The sequence below is a fragment of the Marinospirillum alkaliphilum DSM 21637 genome, from assembly GCF_900119735.1.
Lineage (GTDB): Bacteria > Pseudomonadota > Gammaproteobacteria > Pseudomonadales > Halomonadaceae > Marinospirillum > Marinospirillum alkaliphilum.
Genome location: NZ_FPJW01000002.1, coordinates 251,427 through 268,451 on the forward strand (window position 1 = coordinate 251,427; position 17,025 = coordinate 268,451).

A 17,025-nucleotide genomic window follows, 5' to 3' on the forward strand; every position below is an offset into this window, starting at 1 on the left:
GACAGGTATGCATGTCTGGGCAGTTGCGAATCAGAAGGGTGGTGTCGGCAAGACCACAACAGCTGTGACCCTCGGCGGAATTCTTGCCGATCGTGGCCATCAGGTACTGTTGCTGGACCTCGATCCTCATGGATCACTGACCAGCTACTTCAAGTACGACCCTGACAGTGTAGATAAGAGTGTTTATGACCTGTTTCAACACAAGCAGGTGCCTGAATCACTACCTGCCAGCCTGCTACTCGATACCGGCCATGACCGCTTGAAACTTATTGCCGCCTCCACCGCACTGGCTACGCTTGAGCGTCAGATGAGTGGCAAGAGTGGTATGGGATTGGTGGTCGCCAAGTCTCTGGCCCAGCTTTGGAACCGCTTTGACTATGTGCTGATTGATAGTCCACCGGTATTGGGGCTATTGATGATTAATGCGCTGGCCGCTTGTGAGCAGTTGATTATTCCGGTGCAAACTGAATTCCTGGCCATCAAGGGTCTGGAGCGCATGATGCGCACCCTCAAAATGATCAACAAGGCTCGCAAGCAGGCTTTGCCTTATACCGTGGTCCCTACCCTTTATGATCGGCGTACCCAGGCATCCATTCAGAGTCTGCGTTTGCTGCGTAATACCTATGGTGATGTGATCTGGCACTCGATGGTGCCGGTGGACACCAAGTTCAGGGATGCCAGTGTGGCAGGTATGCCAGCTTCAATGCTGGACCCTCAGAGCCGTGGTGTTCACGCTTATTCTGTTTTATTGAAATTCTTGCAGGAAAAAGAAGCTGAATTGCGGCGACAAGCTGCACCAGTGAAGGAGGGGGGCTGATGAGCTGGCATGATACCCCTCAGCAGGCTATTGAGGATTATCTCGAAGCCCTGCTCCATGATGATCTGCTTGAAGAGGCACCAGCTCCGGCTGATGTAGCGCCGATGTCCTTGCAACGCGAGGAATCACTGCAGGCTCGCCAACTCAGTGACTCAATGGAGCGTGCCCGACAGGCAGCACGGCCTGCTGCTCCGGCTATGCCACTGGAGACTGTTGAACCGGTTCCGCGGGTGATTCTGCCTGATTTGCAGATGCCTGCAGTTGAGCCAGAAGCAGTTACTGAAGTTGTGATACCTGAACCTGAGGTGTCGGCACCTGAACCGATCGATGTGCCTGAACCGATAAAGGTGCCTGAGGCTATTGAAACACCAGCAGTACCTGAACCGGTAGCGCCTGTTGTGCAAGATGAGAATAAGCATCCAGCACAACCACCCACACCGCCGGGCTGGAAAAATGGTCGGCCAGTCTGGGCTCAGGAACGTTTTGAATGCCTGTTGTTTAAAGTGAAGGGACTGACTCTGGCGGTACCCCTGGTTGAGCTGGGAGGCATTATCAAGATTGAAAAAGAGCCGACCCCGCTTTTTGGGCAGCCCAGCTGGTTTATTGGCATGCTTCGTTCCAATAATATGAATGTGTGCATGGTGGATACTGCGCAATGGGTATTGCCACCGGCGCTGATTGCAAAGAACCCGGAGCCTTACAAACTGATCATCCGTATTCACAACAGTGTATGGGGCTTGTCCTGCAATGAAGTGGATCGTTCCATTTCGCTGCAACCAGATCAGGTGCGTTGGCGCACTTCGCTGGGCAAACGCCCCTGGCTGGCGGGTACAGTAATTGATCACATGTGTGCGCTGATTGATGTTGCAGCCTTTGACCGCCTGTTGCGTGAGGGGCATGGTGAGCTTGAACCGGCAAATCTAAGTGTATTAAAGGACATGGATGAGTGAACAGTGGCCAGACTGCCACTGTTCATCAGGCCAGCAGTGTATTAGCATAACAACCCATGGGTATTCCCCGAACCGAACTGAAGGATTGAACCATGTCGAGCCCACAAAAAATTCAGGCTGAAAGCGCTTCCGATCCGGTACTCCAGTATGTGACTTTCCGACTGGCAGAAGAAACCTATGGTATCAATGTGATGATGGTGCAGGAAGTTCTGCGCTACACAGAGATAGCACCAGTTCCGGGTGCGCCGGACTATGTGTTGGGGATCATCAATCTGCGCGGCAACGTTGTTACGGTCATTGATACCCGCCAGCGCTTTGGCTTGCCACCCAGTGATGTGTCTGATGCAACACGTATCATGATCATTGAAGCAGAGCAGCAAGTGGTCGGCATTATGGTTGATTCGGTTGCTGAAGTGGTTTACCTGAAGCAGTCTGAAATTGAAACTGCTCCGAATGTTGGTAACGAAGAAAGTGCCAAGTTTATTCAGGGTGTTTGCAATAAGAACAATGAACTGCTGATTCTGGTCGAGCTGAACAAGCTGATGTCAGATGAAGAGTGGTCCGAACTGGCTGCCATCTGATGATCTTGCCTTGGTGGTTGCAATTGTTGGCCCTGGCGGTTGCTTTGCTGGGGCTGATGATGTCGCTGGTCTGCTTTAAACATATCCGCCAGCTACGCAGCCGTTTGACTGATGCCCGCAATGAAACCTACCTGCTGGTTAAAGCCTTGCGTAATGAAACCCATGCCATGGGTAGCGGAGCAATAGGTGTTGGTCAGCGGTTGGTAGAAGTCGAAAAGCGCCTTAACAATACTGTTGAGCGCCAGATGGAAATAGAGCAGCGTGACCCTGGCAGCCTGCCTTACGCTTATGCCGTGCGCCTGGTGGAAATGGGTGCAACGACTGAAGATTTGATCAATAACTGTGGTTTGGCGCGAGTGGAAGCTGAGTTGATTACACTGGTGCATTCTGAACTCAAGAAGCAGAAAGAGCAGCCAGTGCGTGAAGAGCATTACACGCTGAACTGAGCCGTTTATGGCTAACTGCTTAAACCTTTTTATCCTGTTGCTTATTTATCCTGCTGCTTAGCCCCGCTGTTTTTTTTCTTCCCTACTGGTTTTTTTCTTCCCCGCCGGTTTTTTTCTTCAAGGTATCCAGGTCATAAACAAAAGCCAGTACTTCGGCAATTGCCAGGTACAAGAGCTCGGGCACCTCATCCCCTAAATCCAGGTGCGCCAGTGCCGCTGCAAGCCCTGGGTCTTCATAAATTGGAACGCCATGCTCTTCAGCCAGCGCCAGAATTCTTTCTGCGGTCTCTGCACAGCCTTTTGCGGTTAGCCTGGGAGCACCAACTCCATCATATTGTAATGCCACTGCCCTTTTGGGTTTTCTGGGTTGCAGTGGGGTTAAGCGCATCATGGTTCAGATCCTGGTATCGATGATGGGTTGATGGCTTGCACTGGCTGTTATGCCTGGCGGCTGGCCAATATGACAATCCACTCGCTCAACTTCGGCACCAATGCGGCGTAAACGTGCGGCCAGCACTTCAGTTTCCTTGCTGATTGCGGCATGGGTGCTACTGGACTCCACCCATATGTCTGCCTTGAGTTCGCTGCCTTGTAATCTCAGGATGGTATGAAGTTTACCCCAGTGCTTCAGGTCAAAACTGAGCCTGACTTCCCAGCTGCGCGTTTTTCGAGCCTGTTCTTCCCTGGCCGCTTCAGCATCCTTTTCTTCGATCCAGCGACGAATTTCCAGTTGTGCCTGATACCAGTCACCACGGACTGAGTAGGGTAAGTCCAGTTGCAGCAGCTGGCCTGGCTGTCCACGCTCATGGGTGGCCTGGGTGGCTTGCAGGCTGGTTTGCTGCAAGACCTGCAGACGAGACTCTGCGGCCTGGAGTTGCTGATTAATTTGTTGCAAAAGTTGCTGCTGGCGGGGTGGCAGACTATTTCCTAAATAGGCTTGTTGGCGAATCAGTGCACTGGCCAATTGCAGCTGCAGTTTTAAATCGCCACCCGCTGGGTTGGTCTGAATGCCGCGCGCTAAATTGGCCTCTAACAGCAGTCCGCTATGTGGAATAAACTGCTGCAACTGGTTAGCCGTGGGTGGTTGTTCACCGCGTGGGATCATTTGCAGCAGCGCTGTTAAGTGCTCTCTTAAGGTCGGCAATAAAGCAGCAGGTTGTGGGCCGATGCTTGGGATTGTGCCTGGTGTGGCAGTGGCTGCTGCTGGTGTGGAAGGATTATTTGCACTAGTGCCTGGAGTGTTGGCTGGTGCAGTGGGTAATTGACGAACCAGTTGGGCAAGCTGCTGCAGGGGTTGTTGCAGTGGTGCTTGGCGCGGCAGTGCTTGCCTGAGTTGTGCGCTGGCAGCTTCCAACAAGGTTTGCAGGGATGCTGGTGCTGCACTACGGCTGTGTGTGCTGCCTGGTTGCGGTGCAGTGATCTGGGCAAGATCAACCAGGCGAGCTGTTTCGGCAGTAAGTAAACGTGCCAGGGGTTCGCTTTGGGGGCCTGATGTCAGCGCCAGTTGTTGTCCGGCAGGCAAGGGACGATCAGCCTGCAAAAATAAGGTTTGGCCAGTGGATAGTTGAACCTGCACACGGTAGCCTTCACCCTGAGGTGAGGCCTGACTACTCAAAACCTCGCCACGGAGTACCTGACTTGCTGAAAGCTGCAGTGACTGGCCTGCTGGAAGCTGGAGTTGCTGGCTGGGTGACTGTTGCAGTGCCTGGTTGGCCAGCTGTTGCAGTGCGGCTGGAAGCAGCAATCGAACATCAACCTGGCCATCTGGGCGCATTTGCAGCTGTAAAGCCTGTCCGGCAGTTAAGGGGCGGTCTGAGCGCAGTGACAGCTGGTCACCATTACTCAGTTGTACTTCAATACGATACCCCTGGCCCTGGCGTAGTGGCTCACTACTGATCACCTGGGCCGTTGCGGTTTGACCGGGTGTTAAAGACAGGCGCCCTTCCATTATTTGCAGTGTTCGGTTTGCCTGGCTGGGGTTGGTGACCGAGGCATCATTGCGTGCTGCAGGGGTCTGAGGCAGGCCTTGCATGAGGGTCGGTCTCCTGTTGTTGTCATCAGTCGGGCTGATGCATCCGGTGGCGGTCCAGGCTGGATCATAGTAAAGTGTGGCTTCCTTTTGAACCGCATTTTTGTAAGGTTTAACCGTCTTGAAGCCGTTGGTCAACCATTCATCTTCAGCTCTCCTTTCAGGCCGACAACTGGCCTGTGAACGTGATGAGCGCCTGTTGTTCAGTGGTTTGGACCTGGACTTGCAAGCTGGCAACCTGTTGCAGTTGGAAGGCCCAAATGGTGCAGGAAAAACCAGCTTGATGCGAATGTTGGCCGGTTTATTACCGGTTTCATCGGGTGAGCTGTATTGGCAAGGGCAGCCTCTGGATCAGGTTCGTGATGAATATTGCCAGGCGTTATTGTTTATTGGTCATCTGGCTGGCATCAAAGCCGAACTCTCACCCTTGGAAAACCTAAGCTGGTTTGCTGCCCTGGATGGCTTGCAAGATGAGGCGCTGTTAGAGCAGGCTTTACAGCAGGTAGGCCTGCAGGGATATGAAGATCACCCTTGTCACCAGCTGTCAGCCGGACAGAAACGGCGGGTGGCACTGGCTCGCCTGACTGTTTCACCACGCCCCTTGTGGTTGCTGGATGAACCCTTCACCGCCCTGGATCGTCAGGCGGTGGCGGCCATGGAAGGTTTGCTGGTTGAGCATGCAAAAGCTGGTGGTGCAGTGATACTGACCAGCCATCATGCACTGGAAAATTTGCCGGGCCTGCAGAAACTTCGTCTTGGACAGTCATTGTGAGTAGTCATTATGAGCAGTCAGATATGAACGCTCCGGAAGCAGGTTCAACTGCTGCCCAGATCCAGGCCAGAGCTGCGGCCTTTTGTCGCCTGACGGTAAAAAAATCGAACTTACCCGGTATGGGTGCTGTCTTTTCTGCAGCCGTAAAACGGGAGTGGCGTTTGCAGGTTCGTCGTAAAGGCGACCTGATCAATCCGCTGGTGTTTTTTGCACTGGTAGTGGTGTTGTTTCCACTGGGCATTTCACCCACCGCGGAGATACTTGCGCCGGTTGCCCCAGGTGTGTTGTGGGTCGCAGCATTGCTGGCTGTACTGATGTCGCTGGATGGTTTATTCCGGCCAGATCTGCAGGATGGTTCACTGGAGCAGTTGCTAGTCAGTGGTTACCCGGTGGCACCGTTGGTGCTGGCCAAGCTGGGTGTACATTGGCTGCTCAGCAGCCTACCACTGGTCTTGTTGTCCCCCTTTCTGGGTGTGATGCTTTACCTGCCCTGGCAGGGGCATGGGGTGTTGATGCTGTCGCTGCTATTGGGCAGCCTGGCACTGACGCTGGTGGGTTCCATTGGTGCAGCGTTAACCACGGGTGTTGGCAAGTCGGGCGTACTGATCACCTTGCTGGTACTGCCTTTTTACATGCCGGTTTTGATTTTTGGTACGGGAGCCATGCAGGCTGCCATAGGTGGACACCCAGCCGGTGCACACCTTGCATTGCTGGCTGCCTTGACGCTATTGGCTTTGGCGCTGGCTCCCTGGGCCATTGCGGCGGCACTGCGCATTGCCGTGTCGGGCGAATAATAAAGATGATGACAGGAAAACAACGTGTGGAACTGGCTTAAAACCCTCTATCACCGCCTGGGTTCACCCAAGTGGTTTTACCAGATCACTGGTAGTTGGCTGCCCTGGTTTGCTGGTGCAACCCTGCTGTTCATGAGTGTTGGACTGGTCTGGGGACTGGCCTATGCCCCCATGGATTATCAGCAGGGCAACAGCTTCCGGATCATTTACATTCATGTGCCAGCGGCTTTTCTGGCGCAGTCGGTGTACATGATGATGGCTGTGGCCGGTGTGGTGCTGCTGGTCTGGAAAATGAAAATGGCTGATGTGGTGGCACAGGCACTGGCACCGGTGGGTGCAGCAATGACCTTTATTGCCCTGGTGACAGGTGCCATCTGGGGTGTGCCGACCTGGGGCACCTGGTGGATGTGGGATGCCCGCCTGACCTCCATGTTGATCCTGTTTTTCCTTTATCTTGGTGTGATTGCACTGCGTGAAGCACTCAAACCACAAGAGGTGGCCGCGCGTGCTTGTGCACTGCTGGCCATTGTCGGGGTCATCAACATCCCGATCATCAAATACTCGGTGGACTGGTGGTACACCCTGCATCAACCGGCTACCTTCAAACTGACAGAAAAACCAGCAATGCCTGCATCCATGTGGCTGCCGCTACTGATGATGGTGCTGGGTTTTTATGCCCTGTTGGGTTGGTCGGTGCTTTTACGTGCACGTGCCGAGATTCTACGGCGCGAGTTCAAAGCCGGTTGGGTTCGTGAAATTTTGCAACGGAAATGAACCATGTATTTTGATTCCTTGTCCGACTTCTTCAACATGGGGGGGCACGCCTTGTATGTGTGGACCTCCTTTGGTATCAGCCTGCTGTTGATGGCTGCCAATATTTTGTTGCCCTGGTGGAACCTGAAGCGCACCCGCGCCCAGTTACAACGCCAGTTGCGTCGTGAAGCAGCTTTGAATACAAGTGCCACGACAGCTGAGTAACTCCTGATTTTTCAATAAACTGATGGTGAGCAACCCATGACACCAAAACGCAAACAGAAACTGCTGTTGATCAGCTTGATGTTGGGCGCTTTGTCTCTGGCTATTGGCCTGACACTTTATGCGCTCAGCGCCAATATCAACCTGTTTTATTCACCAACCCAGATTGCCCAGGGTGAAGCTCCGCAGGATCGAGAGATCCGTGCTGGCGGTATGGTGGTGGAAGGCAGTGTTGAACGTGATCCGAACAGCCTGAAAGTCCGTTTTGCGGTGACTGATTTTGCCGAAGAAGTCTGGATCACTTACGACAAGATCCTGCCGGACCTGTTTCGTGAAGGTCAGGGTGTGGTGGCTGTAGGGCGTCTGAACGCTGCTGGTGAGTTGGTAGCCAGTCAGGTGGTGGCTCGCCATGATGAAAACTACATGCCGCCGGAAGTGGCCGAGGCATTAAAGGCCGCCGGTCAGATGCCGGATCACTCTCCGTTCCAACGTCCGGCTGCTGAACAGCAGTATTAATTTCCGATTCCCCGACCTGACAAGGTGTATTGAATGGATGTTCTGTTTTTACCGGAGCTGGGGCAGTTTGCACTGATACTGGCGCTGGTGATGGCTGTGGTTCAGGCCCTGTTGCCGATGATTGGCAGCTTCACTCGCCAGCCTTTATGGCTGGCCTATGCCCAACCTGCCGTCTGGGCCCAGTTTACCCTGTTAACCATCAGCTTCCTGATGTTGACGGCCAGTTTCCTGCTGGATGACTTCAGTGTTGCGTATGTGGCTGCCAACTCCAACTCAGCCTTGCCCTGGTATTACAAGATGAGTGCTGTATGGGGTGCGCATGAGGGTTCGTTGCTGCTGTGGCTGTGGATTCTGGCTGGCTGGACCTTTGCAGTATCCCTGAGTCGTGGCCTGCCTGTGGAAATTCTGGCACGGGTGTTGTCGGTGCTGGGTTTTGTCAGCATTGGCATGATGTTGTTTGTGGTATTTACGTCCAATCCATTTGATCGTTTTCTGCCGCGCATTCCGGCGGATGGCGCCGACCTGAATCCCTTGTTACAGGACCCTGGCCTGATTTTCCATCCACCCTTGTTGTACATGGGTTATGTGGGTTTTGCCGTCACCTTTGCCTTTGCACTGGCGGCCCTCTGGACTGGCCAACTGGACTCTGCCTGGGCACGCTGGAGCCGCCCCTGGACCACCACTGCCTGGGCTTTCCTGACCTCCGGTATTGCGCTGGGGAGCTGGTGGGCTTATTACGAACTGGGTTGGGGCGGTTGGTGGTTCTGGGACCCAGTGGAAAACGCTTCGCTGATGCCCTGGCTGACCGGTACTGCGCTGATGCACTCACTGGCAGTGACCGAGAAGCGCGGAGTGTTCAAAAGTTGGACGCTGCTGCTGGCCATCGCCACCTTCTCACTGAGCCTGGTGGGCTTTTTCCTGGTTCGCTCGGGTGTACTCAACTCAGTGCATGCTTTTGCCAATGACCCGGATCGTGGTTTTTTCCTGCTGGTGCTGCTGGCGGTCACTGTGGGTGTTTCGTTGCTGGTGTATGCCATCCGGGTACCCAATTTCAAGGCACGCGTCAGTTATTCACTGATTTCAAAAGATGTGTTTCTGCTGGCCAACAATATCCTGTTGGTGGTGGCCTGTATTACGGTGTTGCTGGGAACCCTGTACCCACTGGTACTGGATGCACTGGGCAAAGGCAAGATTTCGGTAGGGCCGCCCTATTTTAATGCCCTGTTTGTGCCGCAGATGCTGCTACTGGGTGTGTTTATGGGGCTGGGGCCGCTGACTGACTGGAAAGCCATGCAGTGGCAAAAGCTGCGTAAAAAGCTCTGGTTGTCAGCAGCCATTACTCTGGTGCTGGGTTTTGCACTCTTGCCCTGGGTTTATGATGGCCAGTGGAGCATCTGGGTGGCGCTGGGCCTGACCTTGTTCTTCTGGGTGATGACCACCAGCTTGCGCGATATCTGGGAAGCTTCACGTGGCAAACAAGGCTGGAAAGGTATTACCCGTAGCCGCTGGGGCATGTTCTGGGGGCACGTGGGTGCAGCCCTGATTGTGCTGGGTGTGACCATGGTCTCCAACTATGGCGAAGAGCGGGATGTCCGCATGGCTGTGGGTGAAACCGTGGTGGTGAAGGGTTACCAGTTCACCATGACTGAACTGACACACCGTGAAGGCCCCAACTTCATTGCTGATCGTGCCATTGTGGAGGTCCGTAACAGCCAGGGGCGCCTGATCAGTACCCTGACACCTGAAAAGCGCCTGTATGTGGTGCGTGGCATGCCGATGACCCAGGTGGCCATCGATTGGGGCCTGTTAAAGGATATCTACGTAGCCATGGGTGAAGAACTGTCAGAAGATGCCTGGGCCATGCGGGTGCATTACAAGCCTTTTGTACGCTGGTTGTGGCTGGGAGCCTTCATTGCCTCGCTGGGCGGTATCCTGGCGATCAGTGATCGGCGTTACCGCATGCGGGTGGCGAGTGTGCCAGTCAATGCTGGAAAAACGGAGTAAGCCATGAAGCGATTTCTGTTATTCCTGCCTTTTATCCTGTTTGTGCTGGTGGGTGTTTTTCTTTACAAGGGCTTGAGTATGGACCCGGCAGCGCGTGATTCTGCGCTGCTGAACAAGCCCTTGCCTGAGTTCACCCTACCCCGGCTGGATAATGAAGCACTGTTGGTGACCCGTGATGACCTGCTGGGTGAAGTGTTTCTGCTGAACGTGTGGGGCAGTTGGTGCCCAAGCTGTTATGACGAGCATGATGAAATTCTGCGGATGGCCCAGATGGGTGTACCGGTGGTGGGCCTGAATTACAAGGATGAACGCCCCAAGGCCTTCCGTTATCTGGCACAGCTGGGTAACCCTTATGTGTTGAACCTTTATGAGCCGGATGGTGTACGGGCACTGGCCTTTGACCTGGGGGTTTACGGTGCACCGGAAACCTTTCTGATCGATCGTGAGGGTATTGTTCGTTACCACCTGGCTGGGGTGATTACCCCTCAGCTGGTTGACCAGGTCATCATGCCGGAGGTACGCAAGTGGCAAAACGCACGCTGATACTTTTACTGGCACTCTTGTTGATGGGTGTGGCACAGGCTGCAATTGAAGTGTATGACTTCAGCAGCGAAGAAAATCGCCTGCGTTTTCAAAGCCTGGGCGGTGAGCTGCGTTGCCCCAAATGTGAAAACCAGAGCATTGTGGACTCCAACTCACCCAGTGCCTACGACATGCGCCAGGAGCTGTTTCGTTTGCTCGAAGAGGGTTACACGGACCAGCAGGTGTTTGAGTTCATGAAGGCTCGTTTTGGTGAGTTCATCATGTACCGCCCGCCTGTACGCAGTGACACCTGGCTGTTGTGGTTCCTGCCACCAGTGCTGGTTGTGGCCGGGCTGCTGCTGGTGTTCCTGCTGGCGCGTCGCCGCAGTGACAAGGGCAAGGATGAAACAACCGCTGACCGACCCTTGTCTCCCTCGGAGCGTCAATTGCGTTTACAACAGATTCTGGAGCTTGAACGCTCTGCATCTTCAACAACGAATTCGAAGGAATCCTCATGATCGCTTTGTGGATCGGCATGTTTCTGCTGGCCCTGCTGACGGCCCTTTTCCTGATCTGGCCGGTATTTCGACGCACTCGACTGATGGAAAACCTTGAAGGTCAGCAACATGCCCGCCAGCTGGCCAATATTGAGCTTTACCACCAGAAACTGGCTCAACTGGAGCTGGACCTGCAGGAAGGACGGGTGGACGAAGCAGCCTATCCGGAAATGAAGGCAGAAATTGAGGACCTGCTACTGGATGATGCCCAGTTACAACAACGCAAACCCTGGCACCAGCCCGGTCGTGGGGTAATGGTTTCCGCCGTGGCTGTACTGGTTGCTGCAGTGATGGCTTCTTCCTGGATGCTTTACAGTCGTTTGGGCGCACAACCCGGCCTGGAAAGTTACTTTGCCCAGCAGCGTCTGATTGAAGAAGGCCGTCAGGATTTTGCCGGCTTGTTACGCCGTCTGGAAGAAACGGTTCAGGCTAATCCCAATGACACTCAGGGCTGGTCATTGCTGGCGCGTATCTACATAGATTTGGGGCGTCTGGAGGATGGCGCTGAAGCCATTGGTGAACTGATCCGCATCCAGGGAGCCAGTGCACGCCTGTTGGCACAGCAGGCACAAGTGCTTTATTTCCATGATGGTAATCGTATCAGTCCACGTGTTCAGCAACTGATCGATCAGGCCCAAGCGCTTGATGCCGGTGAACCAGCTACCCTCAGCTTATTGGGTATGGCTGCTTACCAGCAGGAAGATTGGGATGCTGCACGGCGTCACTGGGAAGCAGCCCTGTTGCGTGCTTCCAGTGTGGATGCCATTGAATCCTTGCGTGAAGGCATTGCCGAGGTACGTGAACGCCTGGGTATGAAACCATTACAAGTGGGTGGTCCGGAGTTTGCCGTTACCATCAGCTTGAGCAATGCGGCCAGTCTGCTGGCTGATCCTCGAGCCACAGTGTTTGTGTTTGCTCATCGTGAGGGAGGTGGTGGTGCGCCTCTGGCAGCAACTCGCTTGCGTGTTGCTGACTTACCAACCACTGTATTGCTCAGTGACAAACAAGCGATGATGCCGGATAACAACCTGTCATCGGCTGAACGAGTGGTGATCCAGGCCCGTGTTGCTCAGCGTGGCACACCCGAGGCTCAGGAAGGTGATTGGCAAGGAACCAGTGAGGTGCTGGAAGTGGATGGTCAGCAACGCATTGAACTGGAAATTAATCAGCAGCTGTAACGGACACAGCCACCCATGCGCTTAAAATCCATCAAGCTGGCCGGGTTCAAGTCCTTTGTGGACCCCACCACGGTCAGCTTCAAGAGCAACATGACCGCGATTGTCGGCCCCAATGGCTGCGGCAAATCCAATGTCATTGATGCAGTGCGCTGGGTCATGGGTGAGTCCTCTGCCAAATACCTGCGCGGGGAGTCGATGACCGATGTCATCTTTAACGGCTCGCGCAATCGAAAACCGGTGGGTCAGGCCTCCATTGAGCTGGTGTTTGACAACCGTGAAGGCAAACTGGGTGGCGCTTATGCCCAGTATGCTGAAATCTCCGTCAAGCGGGTGGTCACCCGCGATGCCCAATCCAGTTACCTGCTGAATGGCAGCAAATGCCGCCGTCGGGATATCACCGACCTGTTTTTAGGTACCGGTTTGGGTGCACGCAGTTATGCCATCATTGAACAAGGCATGATCTCGCGCCTGATTGAAGCCCGCCCTGAAGAATTGCGTGTTTATCTGGAAGAAGCAGCAGGTATTTCCAAATACAAGGAACGGCGGCGTGAAACTGAAAATCGCATGCGTCGTACTCAGGAAAACCTGGAGCGTCTCAGTGATGTGCGAGAAGAACTGGGGCGCCAGTTGGAGCGCCTGGGTCGTCAGGCAGAAGCGGCAAGGCGTTTTCAGCAGCTGAAAGCCGGTGAGCGGCGACTGAAATCCGAACTGGCGGTACTGCGCTGGCGTGAAGCGGATCATCGACTGGCTGGTATTCTTGAACAAATCGCCGAGCTGGAATTAAAGCAGGAAGCCTGCCTGGTGACTCTGCGTCAGGGTGAGGCGCGGCTGGAAGCCAGTCGAGAGCATCAGGCCCAGGCCACCGACGCGCTGGAAGTGGCCCAGAAACAACTGACTGAAACCAGCCTGCAGATTGCCCGCCTGGAACAAGGCATGCAGCATCGTCTGCAGCGGGAGCGTCAATTACAGGCTGAACTGGAACAACAGAAACAGCAGCGCCAGCAGGCTGAACAAGCCATGCAACAGGATCGTGAGCAGTTGGCGCTGTTGCAGCAGGAACTGGAAGAGTTGCTGCCGCTGGTGGAAGAGCTGATCGAGCTGGAAGCAACAGAACAGCTGCGCATGGATGAGCTGGAGCAGCAGTTGCAGGTGATGCAGGACCACTGGGATGATTTTGTGGCTGATGCTGAAAAAGACCAGCGTGAAGCCGCACTGGCCCAGGCACGCATCCAGCAACATGAACGCAGTTTATCATCACTTCGCGAGCGCATGACCCGCCTGCAGGAGCAGCAGCAACAACTGGCTGTGGTGGATGAAGAAGACGAGCAACTGCAACACCTGTTGATGGAACGTGAAGGACTGGAAGATCGCTTGCTGGAGCTGGATACCGCTGATGAACAGCAGCAGGAGCAGCGTTTAACCCTGCAGGAGCGCCAGCGCGATTTGCGTCAGCAGTTACAGCAAGCCAGCAGTCGATTGCAGCAGGTGCAAGGGCGCCTGGCTTCATTGCAGGCGTTACAGCAGGCTGAACTGGATGGCCAGGATGCAGAGCTGGAAAGCTGGTTAAAGGCACAGCAACTGGATCGCTGGTTGCATCTGGGGGAAGTTTTGCAGGTCAGTGATGGCTGGGAAAAGGCTGTGGAAGTGGCCTTGCGTGATGCACTCGCCGCGTTACTCAGTGAAGTGCCGCTGGACCAACAGTTACCACAGCAACTGGCAGACTTGCCAGCCGGTGATCTGTTGCTCTACCAGCAGCAAGGCCAGGCAGCAAGCCGTGATGGCCTGCTGCAGTATCTGTCCAACCCGGAATGTTTACCCGCCAGCCTGGCGTTACGCCTGGCACGTTGCCGACCGGTCAGCAATCTTGAACAGGCCTGGCAGCAGCGTCAGGCGTTGACCGATGATCAGTGTTGCATCACCCCGCGGGGTGAGCAGGTATTCCGCGACGGTTTGTTGTTGCAGGCAGAAACAGCCCGCTCAACCGGCGTGCTGGCTCGACAGCAGGAAATTCGACGTCTGGAGCAGGAACAGTTGGCGCTGGATGCACAACTGGAAAGCCTGGAGCAGGAAGAAGAGCAACAACATGCCCGACTGCAAGCCTGTGAAGCCAGTATTCAACAGCAAGCCGCTTTGCGTCGGCCCTTGCAGCAGCAGTTATCCGAATTGGCCAGCCAGCAAGCCAGCCTGCAAACCCGCATTCAGCATAGTCGCCAGCGCAGTCAGCAACTGGCCGATGAGTTGCAGCAATTACAGCAGGAGCAACAATTGCTGCTGGAAACCCTTGCTGAAGATCAGGAGCGCTGGCAAGAAGCGCTGCTACAGCTGGAAACCAACAGTGAACAGCGTGAAAGTCGTCAGCAGCAGCGGGATGCCTTGCGTGAACAACGTGAACAACAACGCCAGCAACTGCGCCAGCGTCAACAGGTGTTGCAGGAAGCTCGCCTGAAACAACAGCAGCTGGTGACCCGTGAACAGGCTGCAGATCAGGCTTTACAGCGACTGGAAGAACAGTTGCAGCGTCTGGATGAGCGCCATGAACATCTATTGCTGGAGCTGGAAGCGGCCCGTGAGCCGATTGATGAGCCCGGTGAGCAGTTGAATGACCTGTTGCAACTGCACCGTGAACAGGAAACCAGTGTCCAGCAGCTGCGTCAGCAACAGCAGCAAGCCCAGCAGGAGCAGCGTGAGCTGGAGCAGCAGCGTAGCCTGCAGGACCGTGAGCTGGACCGTCTAAGAGGACTGCTGGAGCAGCAACGCTTGCAGCAGCAAGGCCTGATGGTGAAACGTGACAGTCATCTGGAGCAGCTGCGTGAACTGGATCTGACGCTGCGAGCGGTGATGGAGCAACTCCCGGAAGATGCCCTGGAGTCACGCTGGCAGGCTGACCTGGAAGATACCCAGGAGCGCATTCGTCGTCTGGGCGCGATCAACCTGGCAGCGATAGAAGAGTATGACCAGCAGGCTGAGCGCAAGGCATATCTGGATGCCCAGAATGCTGAGCTGGAGGATGCACTCAACACCCTGGATCAGGCGATTAAACGCATTGATCGAGAAACCAAGGTTCGCTTTCGGGAAACCTTTGAGCAGGTGAACCAGGGACTGCAAGCACTCTTTCCCAAGGTGTTTGGTGGTGGTACCGCCTGGCTGCAATTGACCGGTGATGACCTGCTGGAAACCGGAGTGGCAATTATGGCCCGTCCACCGGGCAAGAAAAATGCCACCATTCATCTGCTGTCCGGCGGTGAAAAAGCACTGACTGCCCTGGCACTGGTGTTCTCGATCTTTGAGCTGAATCCGGCACCCTTCTGTATGCTGGATGAAGTGGATGCGCCACTGGATGATGCCAACGTCGGGCGTTATGCCAAGCTGGTGCGGGAAATGTCAGAACGTATCCAGTTCATCTACATCACTCACAACAAACAGGCGATGGAAAGTGCTGAGCAACTGATGGGTGTCACCATGCAGGAACCAGGTGTCTCCCGTCTGGTGAGTGTTGATCTGGAAGAAGCATCTGCCATGGTCGCAAGCTGAAGGTTTTTACTGTAACCGGCAGGTAGAATTGGTAACATTGCCGGTTTGATGTTTCAGGCGCAGAGAGCGGATTATGGGTTTGCAACAAGTCTTGATACTGCTGGGTGTGGTGATTTTTGCCGGGGTGCTGCTGGATGCACTGCGCCGCAAGCGGGCCGCTACTCGCCGCCGCATGGCAGAAGACTTTGATGACCCGGAAGAAGCCGAACGCAAGGCTTGTATTGCGCGTGAACTGCCTGGCTTGAATCGGGATCGTCGAGCGCTTGATCCACTATTTGATGATATTGATGTTTTTGATGATGACCCTATTCCAGTGCTGCGTAAGCGCTTGCCAGAAGCAACAGCCGTAGTGGCTGACAAGGATCACCAGACCGAACAGCACCAGCCAGAGCCAGAACGGACTGCTGCAATTTCCTCCCGTGCCATGGTGGAAGAAGACCTGCCAGAAGATGAAGAACTGGCTTGGGAAAAAATGCGCCGCCAGTTTGAAGTTGATCCAGAGTTTCTGGCCGAATCCCGTCGCTCGATGGTTGAGCAACAACAGGAACTGCAGCGCCTGCAGCAGCGCCGTGTAGCAACAGTTGGCGGTAGTGTGGATGAAGTTGCAGAAACACCCGTTGAACCACCCATTCTGGTCGCTGCGGCTGCCAATGATGAAGCCTTGCTGACCCCGGATGATGATGATCTGGTGGATCTGCCTTCTGCAGTACCCACAAGGGCGGCTGTATCAACCGCTCCTGTATCAAACAAACCAGGTAAAATTGATCCGGTTGCTGAAGCTGACGATGAAGATCCGGCTTTAACGGCTGAAGAGCTGGAAACCTACCTGCGCGAAGAAGAAGACGAAGAGCAGCAACTGCGTGCAGCGGTATTAACCAATCTGGAAAAGAGCACCTGGGGCAGCTCGGAAGAGTTTCTTACCATTAATGTCCAAGCGCCTGATGATCAGCCCTTCCATGGTCGCCACTTGAAAAAGTTCATGGAAATGATCGGCATGCGTTTAAGCTTAAGCGGCTTTTATCATTACGTGGATGAACGGGAAGGTGTTTCAACGCTGGGTTATTCGTTGGTGAACATGTTTGCCCCCGGCTGTTTTGATGAAACAACCCTGGATGACTTCACCACCCCTGGTCTGGTGTTGGTAATGCCTTTACCCAATGTTCGTCAACCCATGCCCGTGTTTGATCGCATGCTGGCAACCGCCAGGGTGATGGAAAAGAACTGGGGGGCTGAGCTGCAGGATGAACAGCGCAGTAATCTCACACAACAGACGGTGGAACACTATCGTCAGCGTATCAAGGATTTTGAACACAAGACCCGCCTGAAAGCAAAAAAAGCAGGCAAGGTCTGATT

At 54.5% G+C, this 17,025-nt stretch carries 17 protein-coding genes; 15 read left to right on the plus strand and 2 right to left on the minus strand.

Annotated elements, in window-relative coordinates; translation table 11 throughout:
• Positions 1-7: 7 nt before the first annotated feature.
• The 4 genes from BT114_RS04415 (at position 8) to BT114_RS04430 (ending at position 2,794) form a co-directional block, all read left to right on the plus strand.
• Positions 8-817, plus strand: a complete 810-nt coding sequence (locus tag BT114_RS04415; protein ID WP_072325128.1) for a ParA family protein — start codon at positions 8-10, stop codon at positions 815-817.
• The gene (locus BT114_RS04420) at positions 817-1,767 is read left to right on the plus strand and encodes a chemotaxis protein CheW (protein WP_072325129.1); all 951 of its coding nucleotides are present in this window, start codon (positions 817-819) and stop codon (positions 1,765-1,767) included. Before BT114_RS04415 ends, BT114_RS04420 begins: the two co-directional genes overlap by 1 nt.
• Positions 1,768-1,859: 92 nt before the next feature.
• Entirely contained in the window at positions 1,860-2,348 is a 489-nt protein-coding gene (locus BT114_RS04425; RefSeq protein ID WP_072325130.1) for a chemotaxis protein CheW, read from the plus strand.
• The gene (locus BT114_RS04430; protein WP_072325131.1) at positions 2,348-2,794 is read left to right on the plus strand and encodes a DUF2802 domain-containing protein; all 447 of its coding nucleotides are present in this window, start codon (positions 2,348-2,350) and stop codon (positions 2,792-2,794) included. The genes BT114_RS04425 and BT114_RS04430 overlap by 1 nt, the downstream gene beginning before the upstream one ends.
• 82 nt (positions 2,795-2,876) lie before the next feature.
• On the opposite strand, the gene BT114_RS04435 is transcribed toward BT114_RS04430, so the two are convergent.
• Together BT114_RS04435 and fliK are read right to left on the minus strand one after the other, a co-directional pair.
• On the minus strand, positions 2,877-3,185 hold the full coding sequence (locus BT114_RS04435) for an EscU/YscU/HrcU family type III secretion system export apparatus switch protein (protein ID WP_084661896.1): 309 nt from the start codon (positions 3,183-3,185) through the stop codon (positions 2,877-2,879).
• 3 nt (positions 3,186-3,188) lie between these two features.
• On the minus strand, positions 3,189-4,826 hold the full coding sequence (gene fliK / locus BT114_RS04440) for a flagellar hook-length control protein FliK (protein ID WP_072325132.1): 1,638 nt from the start codon (positions 4,824-4,826) through the stop codon (positions 3,189-3,191).
• A 127-nt stretch (positions 4,827-4,953) separates the two neighbouring features.
• Between fliK and ccmA the strand changes: the two genes are divergently transcribed.
• From ccmA to BT114_RS04495, 11 genes are all read left to right on the plus strand, one after another.
• A complete protein-coding gene (gene ccmA, locus BT114_RS04445) occupies positions 4,954-5,595 on the plus strand; it encodes a cytochrome c biogenesis heme-transporting ATPase CcmA (protein WP_072325302.1) in 642 nt (213 codons plus the stop codon).
• A gap of 119 nt (positions 5,596-5,714) precedes the next feature.
• The gene (gene ccmB / locus BT114_RS04450) at positions 5,715-6,389 is read left to right on the plus strand and encodes a heme exporter protein CcmB (protein ID WP_072325303.1); all 675 of its coding nucleotides are present in this window, start codon (positions 5,715-5,717) and stop codon (positions 6,387-6,389) included.
• A gap of 24 nt (positions 6,390-6,413) precedes the next feature.
• Positions 6,414-7,163: a heme ABC transporter permease gene (locus tag BT114_RS04455; protein ID WP_072325133.1), complete on the plus strand. Its 750-nt coding sequence runs from the start codon at positions 6,414-6,416 to the stop codon at positions 7,161-7,163.
• 3 nt (positions 7,164-7,166) lie between these two features.
• Positions 7,167-7,367 (plus strand): heme exporter protein CcmD, encoded by a 201-nt coding sequence (ccmD, locus tag BT114_RS04460; protein WP_072325134.1) that lies wholly within the window; start codon positions 7,167-7,169, stop codon positions 7,365-7,367.
• 36 nt (positions 7,368-7,403) lie between these two features.
• The gene (gene ccmE, locus BT114_RS04465; RefSeq protein WP_072325135.1) at positions 7,404-7,880 is read left to right on the plus strand and encodes a cytochrome c maturation protein CcmE; all 477 of its coding nucleotides are present in this window, start codon (positions 7,404-7,406) and stop codon (positions 7,878-7,880) included.
• Between the two features lie 33 nt (positions 7,881-7,913).
• A complete protein-coding gene (locus BT114_RS04470; protein WP_072325136.1) occupies positions 7,914-9,884 on the plus strand; it encodes a heme lyase CcmF/NrfE family subunit in 1,971 nt (656 codons plus the stop codon).
• 3 nt (positions 9,885-9,887) lie between these two features.
• On the plus strand, positions 9,888-10,427 hold the full coding sequence (locus BT114_RS04475; protein ID WP_072325137.1) for a DsbE family thiol:disulfide interchange protein: 540 nt from the start codon (positions 9,888-9,890) through the stop codon (positions 10,425-10,427).
• Complete coding sequence (locus BT114_RS04480; RefSeq protein WP_072325138.1) at positions 10,409-10,924, plus strand: cytochrome c-type biogenesis protein; 516 nt, start codon at positions 10,409-10,411, stop codon at positions 10,922-10,924. Before BT114_RS04475 ends, BT114_RS04480 begins: the two co-directional genes overlap by 19 nt.
• The gene (ccmI, locus tag BT114_RS04485; protein ID WP_072325139.1) at positions 10,921-12,141 is read left to right on the plus strand and encodes a c-type cytochrome biogenesis protein CcmI; all 1,221 of its coding nucleotides are present in this window, start codon (positions 10,921-10,923) and stop codon (positions 12,139-12,141) included. Before BT114_RS04480 ends, ccmI begins: the two co-directional genes overlap by 4 nt.
• Before the next feature lie 15 nt (positions 12,142-12,156).
• The gene (smc, locus tag BT114_RS04490) at positions 12,157-15,672 is read left to right on the plus strand and encodes a chromosome segregation protein SMC (protein ID WP_072325140.1); all 3,516 of its coding nucleotides are present in this window, start codon (positions 12,157-12,159) and stop codon (positions 15,670-15,672) included.
• 73 nt (positions 15,673-15,745) lie between these two features.
• Complete coding sequence (locus BT114_RS04495) at positions 15,746-17,023, plus strand: cell division protein ZipA (protein ID WP_072325141.1); 1,278 nt, start codon at positions 15,746-15,748, stop codon at positions 17,021-17,023.
• Positions 17,024-17,025: the final 2 nt, after the last annotated feature.

Excerpts from the sequence above, each read along its gene's own strand:
- BT114_RS04425 (WP_072325130.1), top strand. The coding sequence starts at position 1,860 with ATGTCGAGCCCACAAAAAATTCAGGCTGAAAGCGCTTCCGATCCGGTA.
- BT114_RS04470 (WP_072325136.1), top strand. The coding sequence starts at position 7,914 with ATGGATGTTCTGTTTTTACCGGAGCTGGGGCAGTTTGCACTGATACTG.
- ccmE (WP_072325135.1), top strand. The coding sequence starts at position 7,404 with ATGACACCAAAACGCAAACAGAAACTGCTGTTGATCAGCTTGATGTTG.
- BT114_RS04475 (WP_072325137.1), top strand. The coding sequence starts at position 9,888 with ATGAAGCGATTTCTGTTATTCCTGCCTTTTATCCTGTTTGTGCTGGTG.
- smc (WP_072325140.1), top strand. The coding sequence starts at position 12,157 with ATGCGCTTAAAATCCATCAAGCTGGCCGGGTTCAAGTCCTTTGTGGAC.
- BT114_RS04430 (WP_072325131.1), top strand. The coding sequence starts at position 2,348 with ATGATCTTGCCTTGGTGGTTGCAATTGTTGGCCCTGGCGGTTGCTTTG.
- ccmB (WP_072325303.1), top strand. The coding sequence starts at position 5,715 with ATGGGTGCTGTCTTTTCTGCAGCCGTAAAACGGGAGTGGCGTTTGCAG.
- BT114_RS04435 (WP_084661896.1), bottom strand. The coding sequence starts at position 3,185 with ATGATGCGCTTAACCCCACTGCAACCCAGAAAACCCAAAAGGGCAGTG.
- fliK (WP_072325132.1), bottom strand. The coding sequence starts at position 4,826 with ATGCAAGGCCTGCCTCAGACCCCTGCAGCACGCAATGATGCCTCGGTC.
- BT114_RS04420 (WP_072325129.1), top strand. The coding sequence starts at position 817 with ATGAGCTGGCATGATACCCCTCAGCAGGCTATTGAGGATTATCTCGAA.
- BT114_RS04495 (WP_072325141.1), top strand. The coding sequence starts at position 15,746 with ATGGGTTTGCAACAAGTCTTGATACTGCTGGGTGTGGTGATTTTTGCC.
- ccmD (WP_072325134.1), top strand. The coding sequence starts at position 7,167 with ATGTATTTTGATTCCTTGTCCGACTTCTTCAACATGGGGGGGCACGCC.
- ccmI (WP_072325139.1), top strand. The coding sequence starts at position 10,921 with ATGATCGCTTTGTGGATCGGCATGTTTCTGCTGGCCCTGCTGACGGCC.
- BT114_RS04415 (WP_072325128.1), top strand. The coding sequence starts at position 8 with ATGCATGTCTGGGCAGTTGCGAATCAGAAGGGTGGTGTCGGCAAGACC.